This window comes from Tolypothrix sp. PCC 7601 (assembly GCF_025677855.1).
GTDB classification, from domain to species: domain Bacteria; phylum Cyanobacteriota; class Cyanobacteriia; order Cyanobacteriales; family Nostocaceae; genus Aulosira; species Aulosira diplosiphon.
In genome coordinates this window covers 8,732,460-8,749,626 of the sequence record NZ_CP064879.1, presented here as the reverse complement: position 1 = coordinate 8,749,626, position 17,167 = coordinate 8,732,460, and the positions used below count along the sequence as shown (strand labels likewise).

Below are 17,167 nucleotides of genomic sequence, written 5' to 3'. Positions count from 1 at the left end.
GTCCGTTTAGACAATTTTCATGGCAAGCGTTGCAAAACAAGCCGCGAATTGTGCGATCGCCTGTTTTAATTTCCTTCCCATCACCATCACTGTTGCTAATTCACTCATCAGTTGCCATCAAAGTGCGGTCGCTCTTGCTCATTTTCTCAGCTTTCAAGCAAAAAGCCGCAACGTTGAAGATAAAAGCTGCAATTTTCCGCATCAAAGCCGCAATGTTGAGGATAAAAACCGCAACGTTGAGGCTAAAAGGCGCAACTTCCAAGATAAAAGCCGCAATGTTCGAGATAAAAGCTGCAAGCTTCAGGCTTTGAACTCCAACCTTCAGGCTTTGAGGTGCAAATTCCGCCTTCTGAAGGTGAACAGTTGGTTATTTTTCTCGGTGAATTATGCTATTTCAGTCATATAACCATACCAATAGGCGGGTGAGGGTTTAGCAGTGCTAAACCCCTACGAAAAATTTATCTAAAGGGCGATGTTTGGGAAATGCGATCGCATAATTAATCTCTACATGAATCTTCGGACAAAATCATCCCATTTCTACGGGCGTTAAACCGTCTACCATATTCATTAGGAAACCTCAATCTTTGGTGTCGTTACCTTTATCTTGCGGTTTCCTCTTCTTTTTTACTACCCCAACTCACATAAGCCGTAAAGAGATAAATTAAACCTTATGACTCAAACCCAACCACTAAAAAAACTATATTCCTTCGATGAATTTATCGATTGGTATCCAGAAAATTCACCCCTACGCTATGAGCTACACAATGGAGTCATAATCGAGATGCCACCACCAACAGGCGACCATGAAGATGTTTTAGGTTTTTTAAGCAAAAAAATTACAGTCGAATTTGAACGGTGCGAATTACCTTACACCATCCCAAAAACAGGATTAGTCAAAACATCCAGTGGCGAATCAGCCTACATACCTGATGTATTGGTATTAAATCGTGACAATTTAACGGTTGAACCATTGTGGAAAAAAGAATGCACCGTTATTTACCCCGAAAGTGTACCGTTAGTAATCGAAGTCGTTTCCACGAATTGGCAGGATGATTACTATAACAAATTTGGCAACTATGAAAAAATGGGTATTCCCGAATACTGGATTACAGATTATAAAGGGTTGGGCGGGCGCAAGTTTATCGGCAATCCAAAAGTCCCTACTATTTTCGTATGTGAATTAATCGATGGTGAATATCAAATGACACCATTTAGAGGTACTCAGCGCATCATATCGCCTAGTTTCCCACAGTTAAATCTAACCGCTCAACAAATATTTGACTCTGTTATTTAATAAAGTTGCACAAATGCAAAACTTGCGCTCATCCCCCAACCCCTTCTCCCAATATTGGGAGAAGGGGGGTAAATTTCAAAGTCCCATGCATGGGAGAGGGATTTAGGGTGAGGGCTTTTGATTTATGCAACGCCTCTAATCTCAATCTATCCGTTCGCAGTCAAATCTGCCTTTAATATGCTGATTGTAAAAACTACCAACAGAATCAGCCGAGTAAAAATCTTCCCAAGTCTCTTCATCTACCCCAGAGTACTCATACACAGCACCACTCTTAAACTCAACTTGCAAAGTTTGCTCGTGACTATCGTAAGCAATGGTAGCCGCCATTGAAGAACTCACCCTTACGGGTTCGTCACTTCCTTCAACGGGGGGAACCCCCGCAACGGAGTGACTCACAGGTAACAGCGCAATCGGTTCTTCATAAACAGGAAACGCCGCAGGTTCCGCCACAATTTCATTCAGTTCTACCAAACCCTCGTAAGCTTGAACTGGTGCGGGAATTTCTAAAAGTTCTATCTCGTCGCCCCGGTCAAGCAATAATTGTAAATGTCCGTCAGAATGAGCGATCGCAATCAAGCTACTCAAGTCCATTTTCGATAGTCTCATGAAATTTGCTCTCCTGTGGGCTGCAAAATCCTATTTATCTGTTGAGAGTTTTAAATTCTTATCCAAAATTGCACCATTTAATAGTACATTTGTATCATTAAAGCGATTAATCGTCAAGATTTTGCAGAGAAAAATACATTATTAGTGCTGATTTATAACTCACTTCAGTTCACTCAGAACTCAGCACTCATCACTCAGCACTTATTTGGTAATACGATGGAAACAAGGCTTGCATAGTTGGCAATGAACGATTTATTTGGAGCAGAGTTTTTACAAGCATCGCCGCTAATTCTGGCGGGGCCTATCTTACAACACACAGATTCCGACACCGTTACAGTCTGGGTAGCGTTGCAACGTCCTTGTGAGGTGGTACTCCAGGTTTATGACACGGCTAATCACGGTCAGTTAATCACAAATCTGCTTTTAGAGGGAAGACGTAGCACTTATGCTCTGGGAAAATCGCTGCATATTGTGGTCGTCACGGCGGAATCTGCGGGTAGATATTTATTAAGTAGCGATCGCATCTATGCATACGATATGCAATTTATTGAATCATCTACCCAGCAGCAGACTTTACAGCAAGCCTTATGTTCTAGCCGCTTTCCTGCTGTGAACATCAGCTATTTTGAGCATCAAAAACCCACATTTGCCCTCCCACCCACAGATTTACAAGATTTACGCATCGTGCATGGTTCCTGTCGCAAACCTCACGGTGATGGCTTTGACGCGTTACCAATTCTCGATTGCTTAATTGAGTCAGCCGCCAACCAACCCCGCCAACGACCCCATCAGCTTTTCCTCACAGGCGACCAGATTTATGGTGATGATGTCGCTGATCCTCTGTTGTGGGTTTCTTCTCAGTTAGGCGATGCGCTGTTAGGTTGGGAGGAAAGGTTACCTTTGACTCAGCAAACAGCCGCAGACCCCAGTTATGTCACACCCAAGCAATTACTTCCCGGACATCGTGCAGAAATTGCCACTCACCAAGCAGGTTTCACCGCCGGGTTACATAATAAAACCGCCAAAGTTAGCAGCCACCTGCTGAGTTTGGGTGAATATTACGCATCTTATATATTGTCATGGTCTCCCGCTTGCTGGCCCAGTAGCTTACCCAAAGGGCGGGAGGTAATGCGCGGTCATCGAGTCAGCCGTCGCTGGGATAAAGAGGTGCAGGATATGCGCCAATTTATCCATACCCTGTGGAAAGTGCGGCGGGCGATGGCGAACATTCCCGTTTATACTATCTTCGACGACCATGATGTCAGCGATGACTGGAACCTCAACCAAGCTTGGTGTTTGCGCGTTTTAGGCAAACCCTTAGGACGCAGAACCGTCCAAAATGCCTTGTTAGCCTATGCAGTTTTTCAAGCCTGGGGGAACACACCCCAGCAATTTACCCCAGGTCAAGCAGGGGAGAAATTATTACAAGCGGCGGCGGAATGGTCTGCATCTGGGGGAATGAATATTGTAGCGTGGGATGCGATCGCCCGTTACTTAGGAATGCCACCGACAAACCCCCGTACAGGCTTACCAGAATTTGTACAATATGATTCTGTCTTAGTGCTAGACCGAGACCCAGAAGCCTTGACTTGGCATTATACAGTCCGCAGTTTTTGCCATGAAGTCATAGTCTTAGATACACGAACTTGGCGCGGTTATCCTGCAGATCAAAAACCAATTGCGCCGCCAATGCTGCTATCACCGCCAGCATTTACGCAGCAACTTTCTCAGCCTCTACAACAAGCCACTCATAAACCCAAAGGACTTTCACAAATGCAAGCCACATTTGTGATTGCGCCGACCAATTTATTTGGTTTACAAGTAATAGATTGGATTCACCATTGGCATTTAAAAAGAGAAAAAGTTTATGGTGTAGATGTCGGTGATGCTTGGAATATTAATTACGAAGCCTTAGCAAAATTCCTCACCACATTATTTGAGCAACGCCAACAAGTAATAGTCTTATCTGGAGATATTCATTACAGTTCTGTAGTCCGTTTATCTTACACCAGAAAATCTCTAGGTTCCGAGAAAAAGTCTGTATTAGTGCAATTAACAGCTAGTGCGTTTAAGAATGAAGAAATTATTACCGAAATTATTCATACAAGACTCAAACAATGGCTGTTACCAGAAAAAAGTCGCCAATGGTTAGGATGGACAAATCCTCCTTATATGGTAGAAATTTCTAGCAGAAAATCTTACCAAGATGCTACATCACACCGTCCCCCAGAATGGCATGGGTTAATGGAATGGATTACTCGAACTAGCACCCAAACTGCTGATTTTGGCACCAATATTTCCTGGTTAATGACTGCCAAACAACAAGCGAAAAGTCGCAAATGGGAGTGGTTACAGTATTTAGCTTTTTGGAAATTATCTTGGTTTCAAGATGGCAGAGAAGTAATCGGATTAAATAACTTAGCTTTAGTCCATTTTGAAACAGATAATAATAACTGTACAAGAGTTATTCAAGATTTATACTGGTTTTCGACTTGGTATCCAATCAAAATTGTTTACAGCCGCTTTGAAAGTGAACTCATTCATTCCAAGCTAACAAGATAATGGAAAAATTATCTACAGTAGGATGCGTTACGCTCCGCTAACGCATCATTAATTCTAAAATCTGTCAGATTCTATTTTCAAATTAATATTATTTATAGCCTAATACAGTTCATTTAAGCTCATTAGCGATTGATTTTTCACTGATTAAAGAAGCCAGAAGAATTGGGGGATTCTCCCCCAAACCCCCGATTGGGTGACGGTTGCGTCCCCCAAACCCCCTCCAAAATGATTGTCCTGTTTTTTTGTTGAGTAACTAGTTTTTTGGTTTTGTTATCAATTAATTTTCTTAACTGAACTGTATTTATTTATAGCCGCTTTAAAAGTAAACTCAGGCATTCCCGAATATCAATATAATTAAAAACATCATCTATCGTAGGTTGTGTTAGCAAAGCATAATAAACTATTCATCATTTCCAATCCTTAAGGTATTACAGGCATATATAAATACACCCATTACTAATGGGACTACTAATAATAGCTCTTGAGTTAACAGCAATTACTTTCTGTAATTCAATATTACAGCCAAAATAAGAGAAAATATATCTTAAGCAATCTCTACTTTTAGGTAATTTATTGAAGTATAAAACGCTGAAATTAGCCATGAAAAAATTAGGCTTGTTTTATTGAGAACTCAGCCTTAAAATAATATTAAGATAAATGCTAAAACTATCAAAAATACTTCAAAAGTGCTATCAGCACGCAGATTGCTAATCTTATGACACAAGATTGGCGATGATTTTGGCATTGTTAGAAAAATATTTCTTTTGGGGATGAGGGCGTTATTGATGCAATTAGAGTTAAACAATAGCGAATCAAATAAGACTGAAAAAGTAGAAGAGAAGAAAAAGCCGGGAAGATTAAATCCATCGCGCATCCGGGATCACCTAGCTAACGAACGCACCTACCTAGCTTGGATGCGAACTGCGATCGCACTTTTAGGTTTTGGTGTCGTTATCGTCCGGTTACGCGCCTTTCAAGTTCCTTTGCTACCTCATCCGGGAACTGGCTGGAAGTTAGGTTTAGTATTCTCCTTGGTGGGTTTAATTACGGTGTGGCTTTCCACAGGACATTATTTTGCAGTTCGTCGCGATATTGAAGAAGATACTTACGAACCGACAGATCGCTGGGTCATCCTTTTCAGTCTTGCTATTATGATCCTCGGTTCTGGAGTCATCTATTATGTCTTTACTGCACCCTTGAGTCCTATTAGTCCAGTGATACCTGAGTAGGGGGGATTGGGGACTGGGGATTGGGGATTGGGGAACTCGGGGCCCCCTCTGGGGATAAGGGGTAATGGGGATTGGGGAACTCGGGGCCCCCTCTGGGGATAAGGGGTAATGGGGACTGGGGATGAGGGAGAGAAGGGGAGAAAAAGCAATTACCAATTCAATACTGCTCGGTTAAGGATTTTCAACTTTTAATTTGGTTGGGGGAAAAGGTGAAAGGGTAAGGGTTAAAGGTTTTTTATTGCCCCTTTTCCCCTTCCCCTTTTCCCCTTAACCGACAAGTATTGATTACCAATTACCAATTACCAAATGACAATTTAATTGATTACTTTATCAATGGAAGCCAAGCGGTTGCGCTGTTTTAACCACAACTCGCAAACTTCTTTGGTGAGTTGAATCTCTTCTTGTGTTAAGACTTCGTCTGGTTTCTTCTCGGCTAATATCTGGGCGGCTTTAGCAGCTTTATCATAGTCTATGCCGTATTTAACTAATTCTGTATGTAGCAATTGCCGCTCTTTTTGTAAAAATTTATGTCTGTCTTTTAAATAATTCATTTTTTTATGTTATGAGGATTTATTTAGCTTTACTTTAATGTGCAAAATTTATGCAATTCCTACTTCTTACTTTAGGTAGATAAAATAAATGTCTTAAGGAATCTTTTATATTTGTGAACAAAATGATTCACTACTTCAATAAACTTGACTTTCAAAGCAAAAATGGCTCTGTGAACCAATCACAGAGCCATTTATCTGAGTGTATTCCAGACTGTGGAGACACTCAACATGAGCAATTTAGACGGTTATACAATAAATCGCGCGATGGGGGGATGACAATTTCTCTTCACTAGCCCCTGACGATTAGCCCAAATCGAACAGTAAGACTTCGCCACTGGAATTAGTGCTGATTTCGAGTGTTTCTTCGCCGCTAATTTGTACGCCATCACCAGCTTTGAGTTCCTTACCATTGAGGGTGGCGGTACCTTGAGCTACGTGTAACCAGGCATAGCGATCGCTTTTCACATGATAATTAACAACATCACCGCTTTCTAGCACAGATGCGTATATATCCACATCCTGGTGAACTGTTACAGCGCCATCTCGCCCATCTTTCGCAGCAATCAAGCGTAGTTGTCCCCGCTTTTCTTCCACAGAAAACGCTTTTTGATCATACCTAGGAGATAGCCCTTGCTTGTTAGGTAAAATCCAAATTTGCAGAAAGTGGACTGGTTCAGTTTTGGAATGATTATATTCGCTGTGGGTGATTCCGGTACCAGCGCTCATAATTTGTGCGTCACCAGGAAGAATGACTGAACCTGTACCTAAGCTATCTTTATGCTCTAGCGCACCAGACAAAACATAGGTGAGAATTTCCATATCTCGATGGCCGTGGGTACCAAACCCAGCGCCACCAATTACGGTATCATCATTGATCACCCGCAGAGAGCGAAATCCCATTTGCTCGGGATTGTAAAAACTACCAAAGGAAAATGTATGGTAGCTATCAAGCCAATTAATTCTAGTATGACCGCGTGAGTTGCTATCATGAACTACGAGAGTCTTAGTATTTTGAGACATACATTTACCTCAGGTTTAGTTGATTCTTAAACTTGAATAGTCAGCTTATGTTGGATTTTGAATTTGTATGAATGGGAGAGCTAGATGCTTATCACACAAGGGTTCCAATTTTGAGGCATCGCAAACTTAAATATCCAACGGTTGCTTATTATTGTTTTTGTAATTCTTGAACTTTGTTCGTTAGATATTGCCTGTTATATCAAATTCGACTCATTGCTGATAAATAGATATTGGTTTTTCCAATTACCAATTACCAATTACCAATTACCAGCCCATGCAACAATATAATTCTTCAAGCGCACATAATCTAAAACCCGGTTTTCAACTATTTAAATCATAAAGTATGTACCTATAAAATAAAAGTACGCACTTAAAAGTGGCGTACTTACCAAAAAGTTACTACTCCATTAACAGAGTTATTCAATTGAAAATTAGCCGCAGGGAATCTTTTTTTTCGGTGCGTTAGCGATAGCGTAACGCACCCTACATTTAAGGTTTACTTTATCAATCATCTTTTAGACCAATTTGATGGCTCATAGGTCTAATTTTACTTTTTACTCAAGATGATTTCGGCTATTATCTCACACCTGCTGGCTGTTGAGTTCCTTTGAAAGTAGATGCGCCATTTTCGCCTTTGATTTCTGCTACTTGCAGATGCGCTTCTAAGAACCACAGACGCTTATCAATGGTGCGAGAGACTTCAGTATACAGGTCAGCGGTATCTAGGTCACCTAAATCATCGGTTTGGTTAATAGCTTCCCGCAGGTGTTTAGCATAAGGTGCAAAGCGGTCTGCTAAAGCGGTCACGTGGTCTTTGCCATCTAAAATATCAAAAGGATATTCTGGCAAAATTGAATTGCTAGCGGCGGCGCGGGCGGTACCAAGGGCGTAGCCACCTAAAGCGGTGACACGTTCCGCAAACATATCAATGTATTCTTCTAATTCACCTGCAATTTCATCAAACAATTCATGCAACTGATAAAAATCAGTTCCTTTAACGTTCCAGTGCGCTTGTTTTGTTTGGGTTTTAAGATCCAAAGATGCTGCTAAAGTTTGATTGAGAAGTACCACGATTTTTTCTCTGGCTTCAGCAGGAATATCAATGCGAGTGGGATAAAGACGAGAAGCAATTTTATTGTCGCTCATGGGTGTTATCTGCTTGGTTCAACACAATCAGTCTACAAATAGGACTTCAGAATGCGAAACTTCCTTAAGACAGATGGAAATGACCTGATAATCAATTATTTTGTTTATTTATAGACAAAAATTTGCAATTAGCTGGCTCAGAGGCGATGGTTGTCTATGGTATTGAATGTACCACCAAAAAGGCGATCGCGGACTGTATCATTATGTAAGAAATCGTGAGGGTAACCTAGTTCAAATTCAGTAGACCTAAAAGTTTTGCGATCGCTAAAAAATGGTAGTTTAAGATACAGTTTTGGGGGGAAATATACAAAAGCTGATTGCTTGGCTAAATGATAAGATTAATTTATGAATAAACCCCAAAATCAATCAAAATCAGCCAGATGGCAAGTAAACTTCACAGGCGACTCCATAATTGCGGTCTACTGCTTGACGTAAAAACTCAAGCATTTGTTTAAGGGTAAATAGATGGGAGAAAACTTGTCTTGAACTTTTTTTTAAACGGCTGAGATAATGCCAGACTAGATAAATCCAAACATTAATAATTAAAAAAGCTAAAGCTACAAATAGAAATCTAATTGTTGGATTTTTGATAGTTGTTTTAATCCGACATTGATTTTTCATCCGATAGCTACTTTCAATTCCAAAACGGAGACGATAGTCGTCATGTATTGAATGTAATGACAACTTAACTTTATAAACAGCATAAATAAAAAATTCTCGCCCGTGCGCTCGTCTTTTACCGTTTTTATATGTACAAACTATCCAAACTGGGAAAGTACATGAGCCATATTTATCACTGTTTAAAGTGTAAGTTGTTTTATAACTGCGCCGACCTCTAATTAATTGTCTAGTACCTCCATTTTTACCTCGAATAATTACTGGCATTTCAAAGGGAATATCCAAAGCTTGCAACCATCTGATGACTGGCACACAGAAAAATTCCCGGTCTAAATACAATCTTTCGATTTGAAGATTCAAAGGCTCAATCAGTGCTAAAAGATAAGTGATAATTGCTGCCTTCGTATTTTGTTGTTGAACAGCTTTGATAGCTAAAGTTACTCGTTTATTCTTCTTAATTACATAGACAGTAGCGTAGGCATAAAAAGAACAAGTTCCACTTTTAGCTTGACTTCTATAAATATATGGTGCTTCGGTTGGTGAGGGTTCACCATAATATGGAATTAAGTTAAAATCGATAGCAATTTTTTGTTTACCTTGTCGGATTCCATCTGGTAAGCGGCTTTGAATTGCTGCATTTAAGTCTGATTCTAAATATTTAATGTCTGAATATTTATCTAAATGGTAACGAATATCGTTGCTGGTAGGAACATTCTTTAAGACTTTGGTTGTATTTTCGATACTATCCCTTTGGGTGGCTGCTCGAATTAAAATCTCAAAGATATTTTTTTGTTCACACTTTCCTTGAGTTTGAATTGGAATATGTTCTGTTAAACAGTTAACTACTTCGTTTAAGGTTTTACTATCAGTTAGAACTGGCTCCCTTGCATTCATAGCCAAACTAAATAATCCTCAATTTTGCTTGTTTACCTCCATACTTTACAAAAATTGCATACTACAGATCCAGAACTATCTTTTGGTGGGCGCGTTACTCTTAACTTTTTCGGTGATTAATTAGTTTTACTTATTTATAGTTGTTGAAGGAGTTTTCTAAAAAATGTATTTCAGAATACGGTTTTTTTGACAATAGTCGGTTTTATAGGTATCGCTCTATGCGCGATCGCAAAACTTTTAGGTCTACTGAATTTGGCTGACTTCATTGAGGCGTTGCAGATGTGCAGGTGAGAGGGTGACATCTAAAGCAGCTAAGTTATCTTGAAACTGACTCAGCTTGCGTGCGCCAATAATGGGGATAATGACACCAGTTTGGGCGTGTAACCAAGCTAGTGCAACTTGGGAGGGTGTCTGTCCAATTTCTTGGGCTACTTGACTGACAACATCTGCGATCGCTAAATTACGTTCAGAAATACTTCCTAATGCGGCATTGGTTAATCGCCCTTGTTCATCCCCTGGTTGCGCGGGCTTGTTATACTTGCCTGTAAGGACACCACCACCCAAAGGTGACCAAGGTGTTACCGCCAAATCCAAAGCTTTTGCCATTGGAATTAAATCTCGTTCTGGCGTGCGCTGAATTAAGCTATATTCCACTTGCAAGGCGACAAACTGCGTCCATCCTTGGTATTGGGCGATAGTATTGGCTTGGGAGATAATCCAAGCTGGGGCGTTAGAAATGCCGATATAAAGTACTTTACCTTGACGGACGACATCATCAAGCGATCGCAAAACTTCTTCTATCGGTGTGGTAAAATCCCAAGCGTGCAACCACAATAAATCAATGTAGTCAGTATTGAGCCGCTTCAAACTCCCTTCTAAAGACTGAATTAAATTCTTGCGATGATTACCGCTACCGTTTGGATTTTTCTGATTCTCGTTCATCCGCAACGGAAACGAGTATTTAGTTGCAACTACAAAACGTTCTCTATCTTTAGCGATTAACTCACCAACAATTTTCTCACTACTACCATCCGTGTAACCGTTGGCGGTGTCGATGAAATTTCCTCCGGCTTCTACAAAGGTATCAAAAATCTGACGACTTTCATCTTTAGAAGCACCCCAACCCCAATCTTCACCAAAAGTCATGGTACCTAAGCAAAGTTCCGAGACTCTCAACCCACTTTTACCTAAAAGTTTGTATCTCATTGCCATCTCCATGAATTTTACTTGTGGTTTTGCTGTTTTGGTGTAGCTCAAATAATTTTTCAATCACCAAGCATTGATACAAAAGCAACTTCAATATAGAGTAGAAATTTTCTACTCTATTTGATTTGTAAATCCTAAACTTTCACCTTTTCTCGATAAACTTTAGGTGTTGTTCCTAGGGATTTACGGAAAACGTATGTAAAATGACTTTGACTTTGAAAACCTACTTGCTGGCAAATTTGGTCAATGGTTTGTTCAGTACGAGTTAATAACTTTTTAGCTCTTTCAATCCGACAATTTAAAACATATTGATGCGGAGCAAAACCTGTTGATTGTTTAAATAACCGCGAAAAATGGTACATACTCATACCTGTAACTTCAGCGATTTCAGCTAAAGTCAAATCTTGCTCTAAATGCTCTTGAATATATGTCACAGCTTGTCGTAGCTTTAGCCGTGGCAGTCCCCTTTCTTTGGTATATTCAGAAACTATATTATTAGATGCAGAATAATGTTTAAGTAGATGAATACAGAGAGTAGTTGCCAAAGATTCAATATAAACACGACTACCCAGCCCACCTGATACTAATTCTGACTGCAGTGACAGTCCTATCTGTTTAATCATTGGGTTAGGTGCCGCAAAGTGGGGTACAATCTCGTAGCCCTGTAAATCTACAGCATCGAAAGCCGCACGAGTGAATAAAACAGGTTCGAGACTAATAACTAAAAATTCCCCTTCTGTTTTCCACCTTGATAAGTGATTGGTATTTGCTGGAATTACTACCACATCACCATAGTTGATGCGTTCAAGCTGCAACTTACCATCAAATATCCGCTCAACTTTGATGCTACCGAGGTCTAAGCCGATAATAATCAGATGCTGTTCAAAATAATGTTCTGGAGTTTCATAACCAGGCTGTCGATGATGTTCCAAGTGAATCCCATTCCACTGGGCATCGTAGCTAGAAAGCAGTGGCGATCGCGGTAGAATTGCTGAACAGGCATCTTTTTGAGCAAAATCAATCGTTAAAACCTTCTCTGGTGGCATTATTCTCACCCCAACAAGTACTCAGTTTCCAGTGTAAAGCTATACTTAATCATTTAAATACTGTAGATACTCTTGGAATGAGTAGCTAAGTTAAATTTACATATAGCAATATAATCTCATCATTTTAAAGCTAACCGCTCGTTTAAGGGTATAAACAAGGATAATGAATTATTACGTAATCTACGATGGCAATTGCAATCTCTGCGTTACCTTAGTGCAGTTATTAGAGAGCTTAGATCAAGGTAAGCTGTTTCGTTACAGCCCCATGCAAGACGAACAGACACTTCCCCAATTTGGCATTACACCCCAAGATTGCGAACAGGGGATGATGTTGATTGATGCTAATGCACCAGCAAAACGTTGGCAAGGCAGTAACGCCGCAGAAGAAATAGGCAAGTTATTGCCGCTAGGAAGTGTATTTGTCGATGCTTATCGCGCATTACCAGGTGTGAAGTGGGCAGGCGATCGCTTTTACGAACAAATCCGCGATCATCGTTATACTATCTTTGGTAAACGTGACAGTACCTATCAATCTTCATTTTGTATAGATGGTAGCTGTCAAACTAATTCGTAATTCGTAATTCGTAATTATGAATTTTTAAACTATGGGCGACAAATTGTAGGGGCAAGGCATTGCCTTGCCCTCTAGAATATATTGATGTGTCGCAAACACTATAGGAATCCGATTTGATTATTGAAAAATCTAAGTATGTGTAGGGTGCGTTATCACGAAGTGTAACGCACCGTATTCTCAGCTTTGGTGCGTTGCGCTACGCGACAACACACCCTACGTCTAGTTCAGAAATCAAATATGAATCCTATATTTGACTTTGTATTATACGCAGAAACCTACAGTTTTACACCCTTATATATATGTTGTAATCTGTTTCCAAATCTGCCTAAATGTCTTAATGACCCATTACCAATTACCCATTACCATGACTAGACAACCTTGTCATTTCAAATAATTGCTGGGCATTCTTGCCTAAAAAAGCATCAAAAATTTTATGTTTTCCTGGTTCTATTTCAACATGGTAACGTTGAGCAATTTCATAATAAGCATAAGTCCAGGGAATTTGAATTTCTGTATTATTGCTATCATCCAAAACAGTTACCATTTCTGTTACAGCTTGCGTGGCTGTTTGACGCAAACCACAAGCAATATTACCCTCTATCTCGGCTTTCATAGGCACGCCCAAGTTAACTAAACCTGCAACTGTCGTGTCAATATCTGGGTATTTTGCAGTATTTTGGCGATTGACAAAGCCTGTAAAATGGTTGACTGCATAACCATGCAACAGCACCCAAGCGCCATATTGAGTTACCTGATTCACCTCTTCCACAACAGAAAGTTGGGGAGTTTTCCAAGGACGGGTAAATATTTTATGAAATTTTTGAGCAATATTTTTTTCGTCCTCATCTTCTTTGATTGAAGTAGCTAGAGAATAGATAAATTTTTCATCAATTGATGATACTGTTTGATAAATGAGTTGAGCAATTCTCTCAGGTAATTCATCTACTATTAGCTCGCTAATAAATAGCTTAGGCAAGTCAAATTCTGCTTGTTGGGGATGACTATAATGACGAGCATATAAATGAGTTTCGGGGAAAATATATTCCCCTGCTGCTACATATCCTAAAGCTGTAGCTAATTGTTCCAAATAATTAATCCCCAAATTAACTTTACCGCTTGGCGTATCAAGAGATAGACGCAAAGAACGTAAAGCAATGTGGTCATTTGCAACAGTTCCACCCACCGCAGTAATCATTTCTTGATAGGTGCGGGCGTAACTTACTCTGGTGCTGTATTCCTCCCACAGCGATGAAAACAGATGAAGGGCTATTTGGGGTTTCATAAGCTAAACAATTTTAAATTTTAGATTTGAATACATTAGCTGGATTTAGATCCCCGACTTCTTGGAGAAGTCGGGGATCTGAGCAGCAAGTTTGACTAAATTAATGCAAGTTATAATGTGCAATTAGGAACTTAAGATATCTGAGAGAATATCTAAAGCAATATGAATTTGATTGCTATCGATAACTAAAGGTGGGCAAAAACGAATTGCGGCTTTACCACAACCAAGCAATAATAAACCTCGTTTGAAAGCTTCTTGAATTATGCGATCGCGCAGATTACGATCAAGATTACCTTCTTCATTGTATAAATCCACCGCTACCATTAAACCTTTACCCCGTGGTAACGATAGGCGGGGAAATTTTTCATGTAATTGAGTTAAACCTGTTTGCAATAACTCTCCCATTTGCAAGGCGTTAGCAATTAAACCACCTTCTAATAGTTTGAGTGTTGCAATCCCAGCCGCGCAAGCTACGGGATTTCCACCAAATGTTGTAGCATGGGCCCCTGGAGGCCAAGTCATTAATTCTGGACGAGAGAGAATTGCACCTAAAGGTAAACCGCTAGCGATACCTTTGGCTGTGGTAATAATATCAGGCATCACACACCAATGCTCAATGGCAAATAAGCATCCGGTGCGCCCCATCCCCGATTGCACTTCATCAACTACCATCAGGATGCCATAGCGATCGCATATTTCCCGAATTCTTTGTAAAAAACCATCTTCGGGTACGATGTAACCACCTTCTCCTTGTATCGCTTCCACAACAATTGCTGCTACCTCCTGGGGTGGTAACATCGTCGGGAATAAATGTTTTTCTAAATAATCTAAGCTGGCGTGAGTACCGTAGGGAATATGAGTGACACCGGGTACAAAGGGGCCAAAATTCTGTCTTTGCACTACTTTAGAAGCAGTCAGAGACATTGCACCATAAGTCCGTCCGTGGAATGCGCCTAAAAATGCCACGATTTGCGATCGCTTGGTGTAATATCGAGCTAGTTTAATTGCTCCTTCATTCGATTCCGCCCCGGAATTGGTAAAAAATACCTTAGCACCTGCGGGAAAAGGGGCGCGACTAGCTAATTTTTCGGCTAATTCCACCATCGGTTCATAATAAAAATCAGTCCCCGACATATGTAGAAGATTTGCTGACTGTGCTTGAATAGCTGCAATCACTTCCGGGTGTGCGTGTCCGGTATTAGTCACCGCAATCCCTGCAGTCATATCTAAGAAAACATTACCGTCAACATCCTCCACCATACAACCCTCACCCCTAGCCACAACCAAGGGATAATCTCTTGTATAAGAAGGAGAAGTTACAGCGCGATCGCGTTCTATAATTGCTTGAGCATGAGGCCCCGGTAAAGAAGTAACTAAACTTGGTACACGGGGTAAACCAAGATTCACAGGGATACTCAACATATTTTTTTAGATTTTTTTAAGATAATGTTTGATTAAAAACTGAGGTTTTAACTATTGCAGTAGCATTTGATTCTCTTTGCTAAAGATTTATGCTTAATGGGGATTGGGGATTGGGGAACTCGGGGCCCCCTCTGGGGATAAGGGGTAATGGGGATTGGGGATTGGGGACTAGGGACTGGGGACTGGGTAATGGGTAATGGGTAATGGGTAATGGTAATTGGTAATGGGTGTTTTTTATTTCTTCCTCATCTTCCTCATCTTCCTCATCTTCCTCATCTCCCTCATCTCCCTCATCTCCCCAATCCCCTCATCATCTAGATTTGGCAATTTGGCAGATATTTTTATTACTAAATTGGTATCTTAAAACTCGCGAATGTCTTTGTGCGACAATACCGACTTGCAGAATCCCCTGGCTAATCACCGGGGGTCTTTTTTTATTGTTAACTGTTGACTGTTAACTATCAACAGTCAACAGTCAACCAACCTGATTAGTAAGTATGTAATTTCAATATGTAATAGGTTAGTTATTTTGCTCTGGGCGTTTGCGAAATAAGCCTGTCATACTTAAACCAGTAATTAACAAGCCTACTAATCCCAAACCATTCAAAATTGGATAGATTTTACCTAAACGTAATATCTCAAAAGTATGAATACTCAGCAAAAATTCGCCTAACTCACCTTGGTGGAACCATTCATCTACGATGGTATAGCCCATACCAGTAAGCACAGTCAAAAATAAGGGTATACATAAAGCGATCGCAATTTGGCGATGATATTTGCGAAACATCCGGTTCATAAAGCTTCTCTAGTACAGTAACTTTCAGGTTAGCAAATACAGTTGTCAAATCAGGCCTATTTTTGTGTATGCTTTATGACTGGATGTCATGGGGCATAGGGCATAGGGCATGGTAATAGGTAATCGGTAATTTTTTCTCCCCTGCTCCCCTGCTCCCTCTGCTCTCATCCCCCTCATCTCCCCAACCCCCAATCTATCCCCAACTCAGCCTTCTTACGCTTTTTAGGGACTTTCTCGCCGTAGCCTAATTTCCAGTTGGTGGGTTGCTGCAATTCACCTACCTTACCTTGGGCAATTAGCCATAGAGCAATTCGTGTATTTAAATACCCTTTAACTAAGTAATGCCCAGGAGGAGCCTGAATGCCTTCACTGTGTGGGCTAGGAATATTATGTATAGTTCCACAGTCTGTATCATTATCAGGTAGTGTAACTTGCATTACATAGTCAGTTTTATATTGATTGGGGACTGCAAATACAGCATAGACGTGATGTTGACCGCGCCAAGGCTGAATTACTATTTTTTCAGGATAGGCATAGTATTTTTGACCTTTAGTAGCAATAAATTTTGATGGCTGACAAACAGGAATTCGCGATCGCTTGCGGCTGAAGTAGGAAAAACCTAAGATACCAACTAAACTCAGCGCCACAAAAATGTAAATGAATTGATGTTTTCGCACTTGCTCGATCAAGGACTACGGTTTTTTGGTTATATTCTAGCGAGCCAAAAAAAATACGTAGGTATCACCCTACGTAGACATCGCTTTCCATTCATTCAAAGGCGATCGCATTCCAGCAGTACAATTTTGGTTTGCTATCTCCTGAAAGTGTTTCAGCCTCAATATTGCTCGGTTAAGGATTTTCAAGTTGGAATTTGGTTTGGGGAAAAGGTTAAAGGGTAAGGGTTAAAGGTTGTTTCTTACC

At 40.4% G+C, this 17,167-nt stretch carries 16 protein-coding genes; 5 read left to right on the top strand and 11 right to left on the bottom strand.

Features of this window, described 5'->3' with window-relative positions; genetic code table 11:
• Positions 1-19 precede the first annotated feature (19 nt).
• Positions 20-406, top strand: coding sequence for a hypothetical protein (locus HG267_RS35545; RefSeq protein WP_155539273.1), 387 nt, complete (start codon positions 20-22; stop codon positions 404-406).
• 264 nt (positions 407-670) lie between these two features.
• Entirely contained in the window at positions 671-1,294 is a 624-nt protein-coding gene (locus tag HG267_RS35540) for a Uma2 family endonuclease (protein WP_045870758.1), read from the top strand.
• Positions 1,295-1,435: 141 nt separating this feature from the next.
• Here the strand turns inward: HG267_RS35540 and HG267_RS35535 are convergent, their stop codons facing one another.
• Positions 1,436-1,900, bottom strand: coding sequence for a KTSC domain-containing protein (locus HG267_RS35535; RefSeq protein WP_045870757.1), 465 nt, complete (start codon positions 1,898-1,900; stop codon positions 1,436-1,438).
• Between the two features lie 243 nt (positions 1,901-2,143).
• On the opposite strand from HG267_RS35535, the gene HG267_RS35530 reads away from it, so the two are divergent.
• Both HG267_RS35530 and HG267_RS35525 read left to right on the top strand, forming a co-directional pair.
• Entirely contained in the window at positions 2,144-4,462 is a 2,319-nt protein-coding gene (locus HG267_RS35530) for a PhoD-like phosphatase (RefSeq protein ID WP_045870756.1), read from the top strand.
• Positions 4,463-5,247: 785 nt separating this feature from the next.
• Complete coding sequence (locus HG267_RS35525; RefSeq protein WP_045870755.1) at positions 5,248-5,691, top strand: YidH family protein; 444 nt, start codon at positions 5,248-5,250, stop codon at positions 5,689-5,691.
• A gap of 314 nt (positions 5,692-6,005) precedes the next feature.
• On the opposite strand, the gene HG267_RS35520 is transcribed toward HG267_RS35525, so the two are convergent.
• The 6 genes from HG267_RS35520 to HG267_RS35495 form a co-directional block, all read right to left on the bottom strand.
• Positions 6,006-6,242 (bottom strand): hypothetical protein, encoded by a 237-nt coding sequence (locus HG267_RS35520; RefSeq protein WP_045870754.1) that lies wholly within the window; start codon positions 6,240-6,242, stop codon positions 6,006-6,008.
• Positions 6,243-6,545: 303 nt separating this feature from the next.
• Complete coding sequence (locus HG267_RS35515; protein WP_045870753.1) at positions 6,546-7,262, bottom strand: pirin family protein; 717 nt, start codon at positions 7,260-7,262, stop codon at positions 6,546-6,548.
• A 576-nt stretch (positions 7,263-7,838) separates the two neighbouring features.
• A complete protein-coding gene (gene dps, locus HG267_RS35510; RefSeq protein ID WP_045870752.1) occupies positions 7,839-8,408 on the bottom strand; it encodes a DNA starvation/stationary phase protection protein Dps in 570 nt (189 codons plus the stop codon).
• 372 nt (positions 8,409-8,780) lie between these two features.
• A complete protein-coding gene (locus HG267_RS35505; RefSeq protein ID WP_228045835.1) occupies positions 8,781-9,920 on the bottom strand; it encodes an ISH3 family transposase in 1,140 nt (379 codons plus the stop codon).
• A gap of 243 nt (positions 9,921-10,163) precedes the next feature.
• Positions 10,164-11,126: an aldo/keto reductase gene (locus HG267_RS35500; RefSeq protein WP_045870966.1), complete on the bottom strand. Its 963-nt coding sequence runs from the start codon at positions 11,124-11,126 to the stop codon at positions 10,164-10,166.
• Between the two features lie 134 nt (positions 11,127-11,260).
• Positions 11,261-12,172 carry a helix-turn-helix domain-containing protein gene (locus HG267_RS35495; protein WP_045870751.1) on the bottom strand — a complete coding sequence of 304 codons (912 nt, stop codon included), beginning with the start codon at positions 12,170-12,172 and terminating at the stop codon, positions 11,261-11,263.
• A 163-nt stretch (positions 12,173-12,335) separates the two neighbouring features.
• On the opposite strand from HG267_RS35495, the gene HG267_RS35490 reads away from it, so the two are divergent.
• Entirely contained in the window at positions 12,336-12,746 is a 411-nt protein-coding gene (locus HG267_RS35490; RefSeq protein WP_045870750.1) for a thiol-disulfide oxidoreductase DCC family protein, read from the top strand.
• A gap of 352 nt (positions 12,747-13,098) precedes the next feature.
• On the opposite strand, the gene HG267_RS35485 is transcribed toward HG267_RS35490, so the two are convergent.
• From HG267_RS35485 to HG267_RS35470, 4 genes are all read right to left on the bottom strand, one after another.
• Positions 13,099-14,028, bottom strand: coding sequence for a DUF1338 domain-containing protein (locus HG267_RS35485; RefSeq protein ID WP_045870749.1), 930 nt, complete (start codon positions 14,026-14,028; stop codon positions 13,099-13,101).
• A 123-nt stretch (positions 14,029-14,151) separates the two neighbouring features.
• Positions 14,152-15,450, bottom strand: coding sequence for an acetyl ornithine aminotransferase family protein (locus HG267_RS35480; protein ID WP_045870748.1), 1,299 nt, complete (start codon positions 15,448-15,450; stop codon positions 14,152-14,154).
• 520 nt (positions 15,451-15,970) lie between these two features.
• Positions 15,971-16,246, bottom strand: coding sequence for a hypothetical protein (locus tag HG267_RS35475; protein WP_045870747.1), 276 nt, complete (start codon positions 16,244-16,246; stop codon positions 15,971-15,973).
• Positions 16,247-16,419: 173 nt separating this feature from the next.
• The gene (locus HG267_RS35470) at positions 16,420-16,923 is read right to left on the bottom strand and encodes a hypothetical protein (protein ID WP_045870965.1); all 504 of its coding nucleotides are present in this window, start codon (positions 16,921-16,923) and stop codon (positions 16,420-16,422) included.
• Positions 16,924-17,167 lie beyond the last annotated feature (244 nt).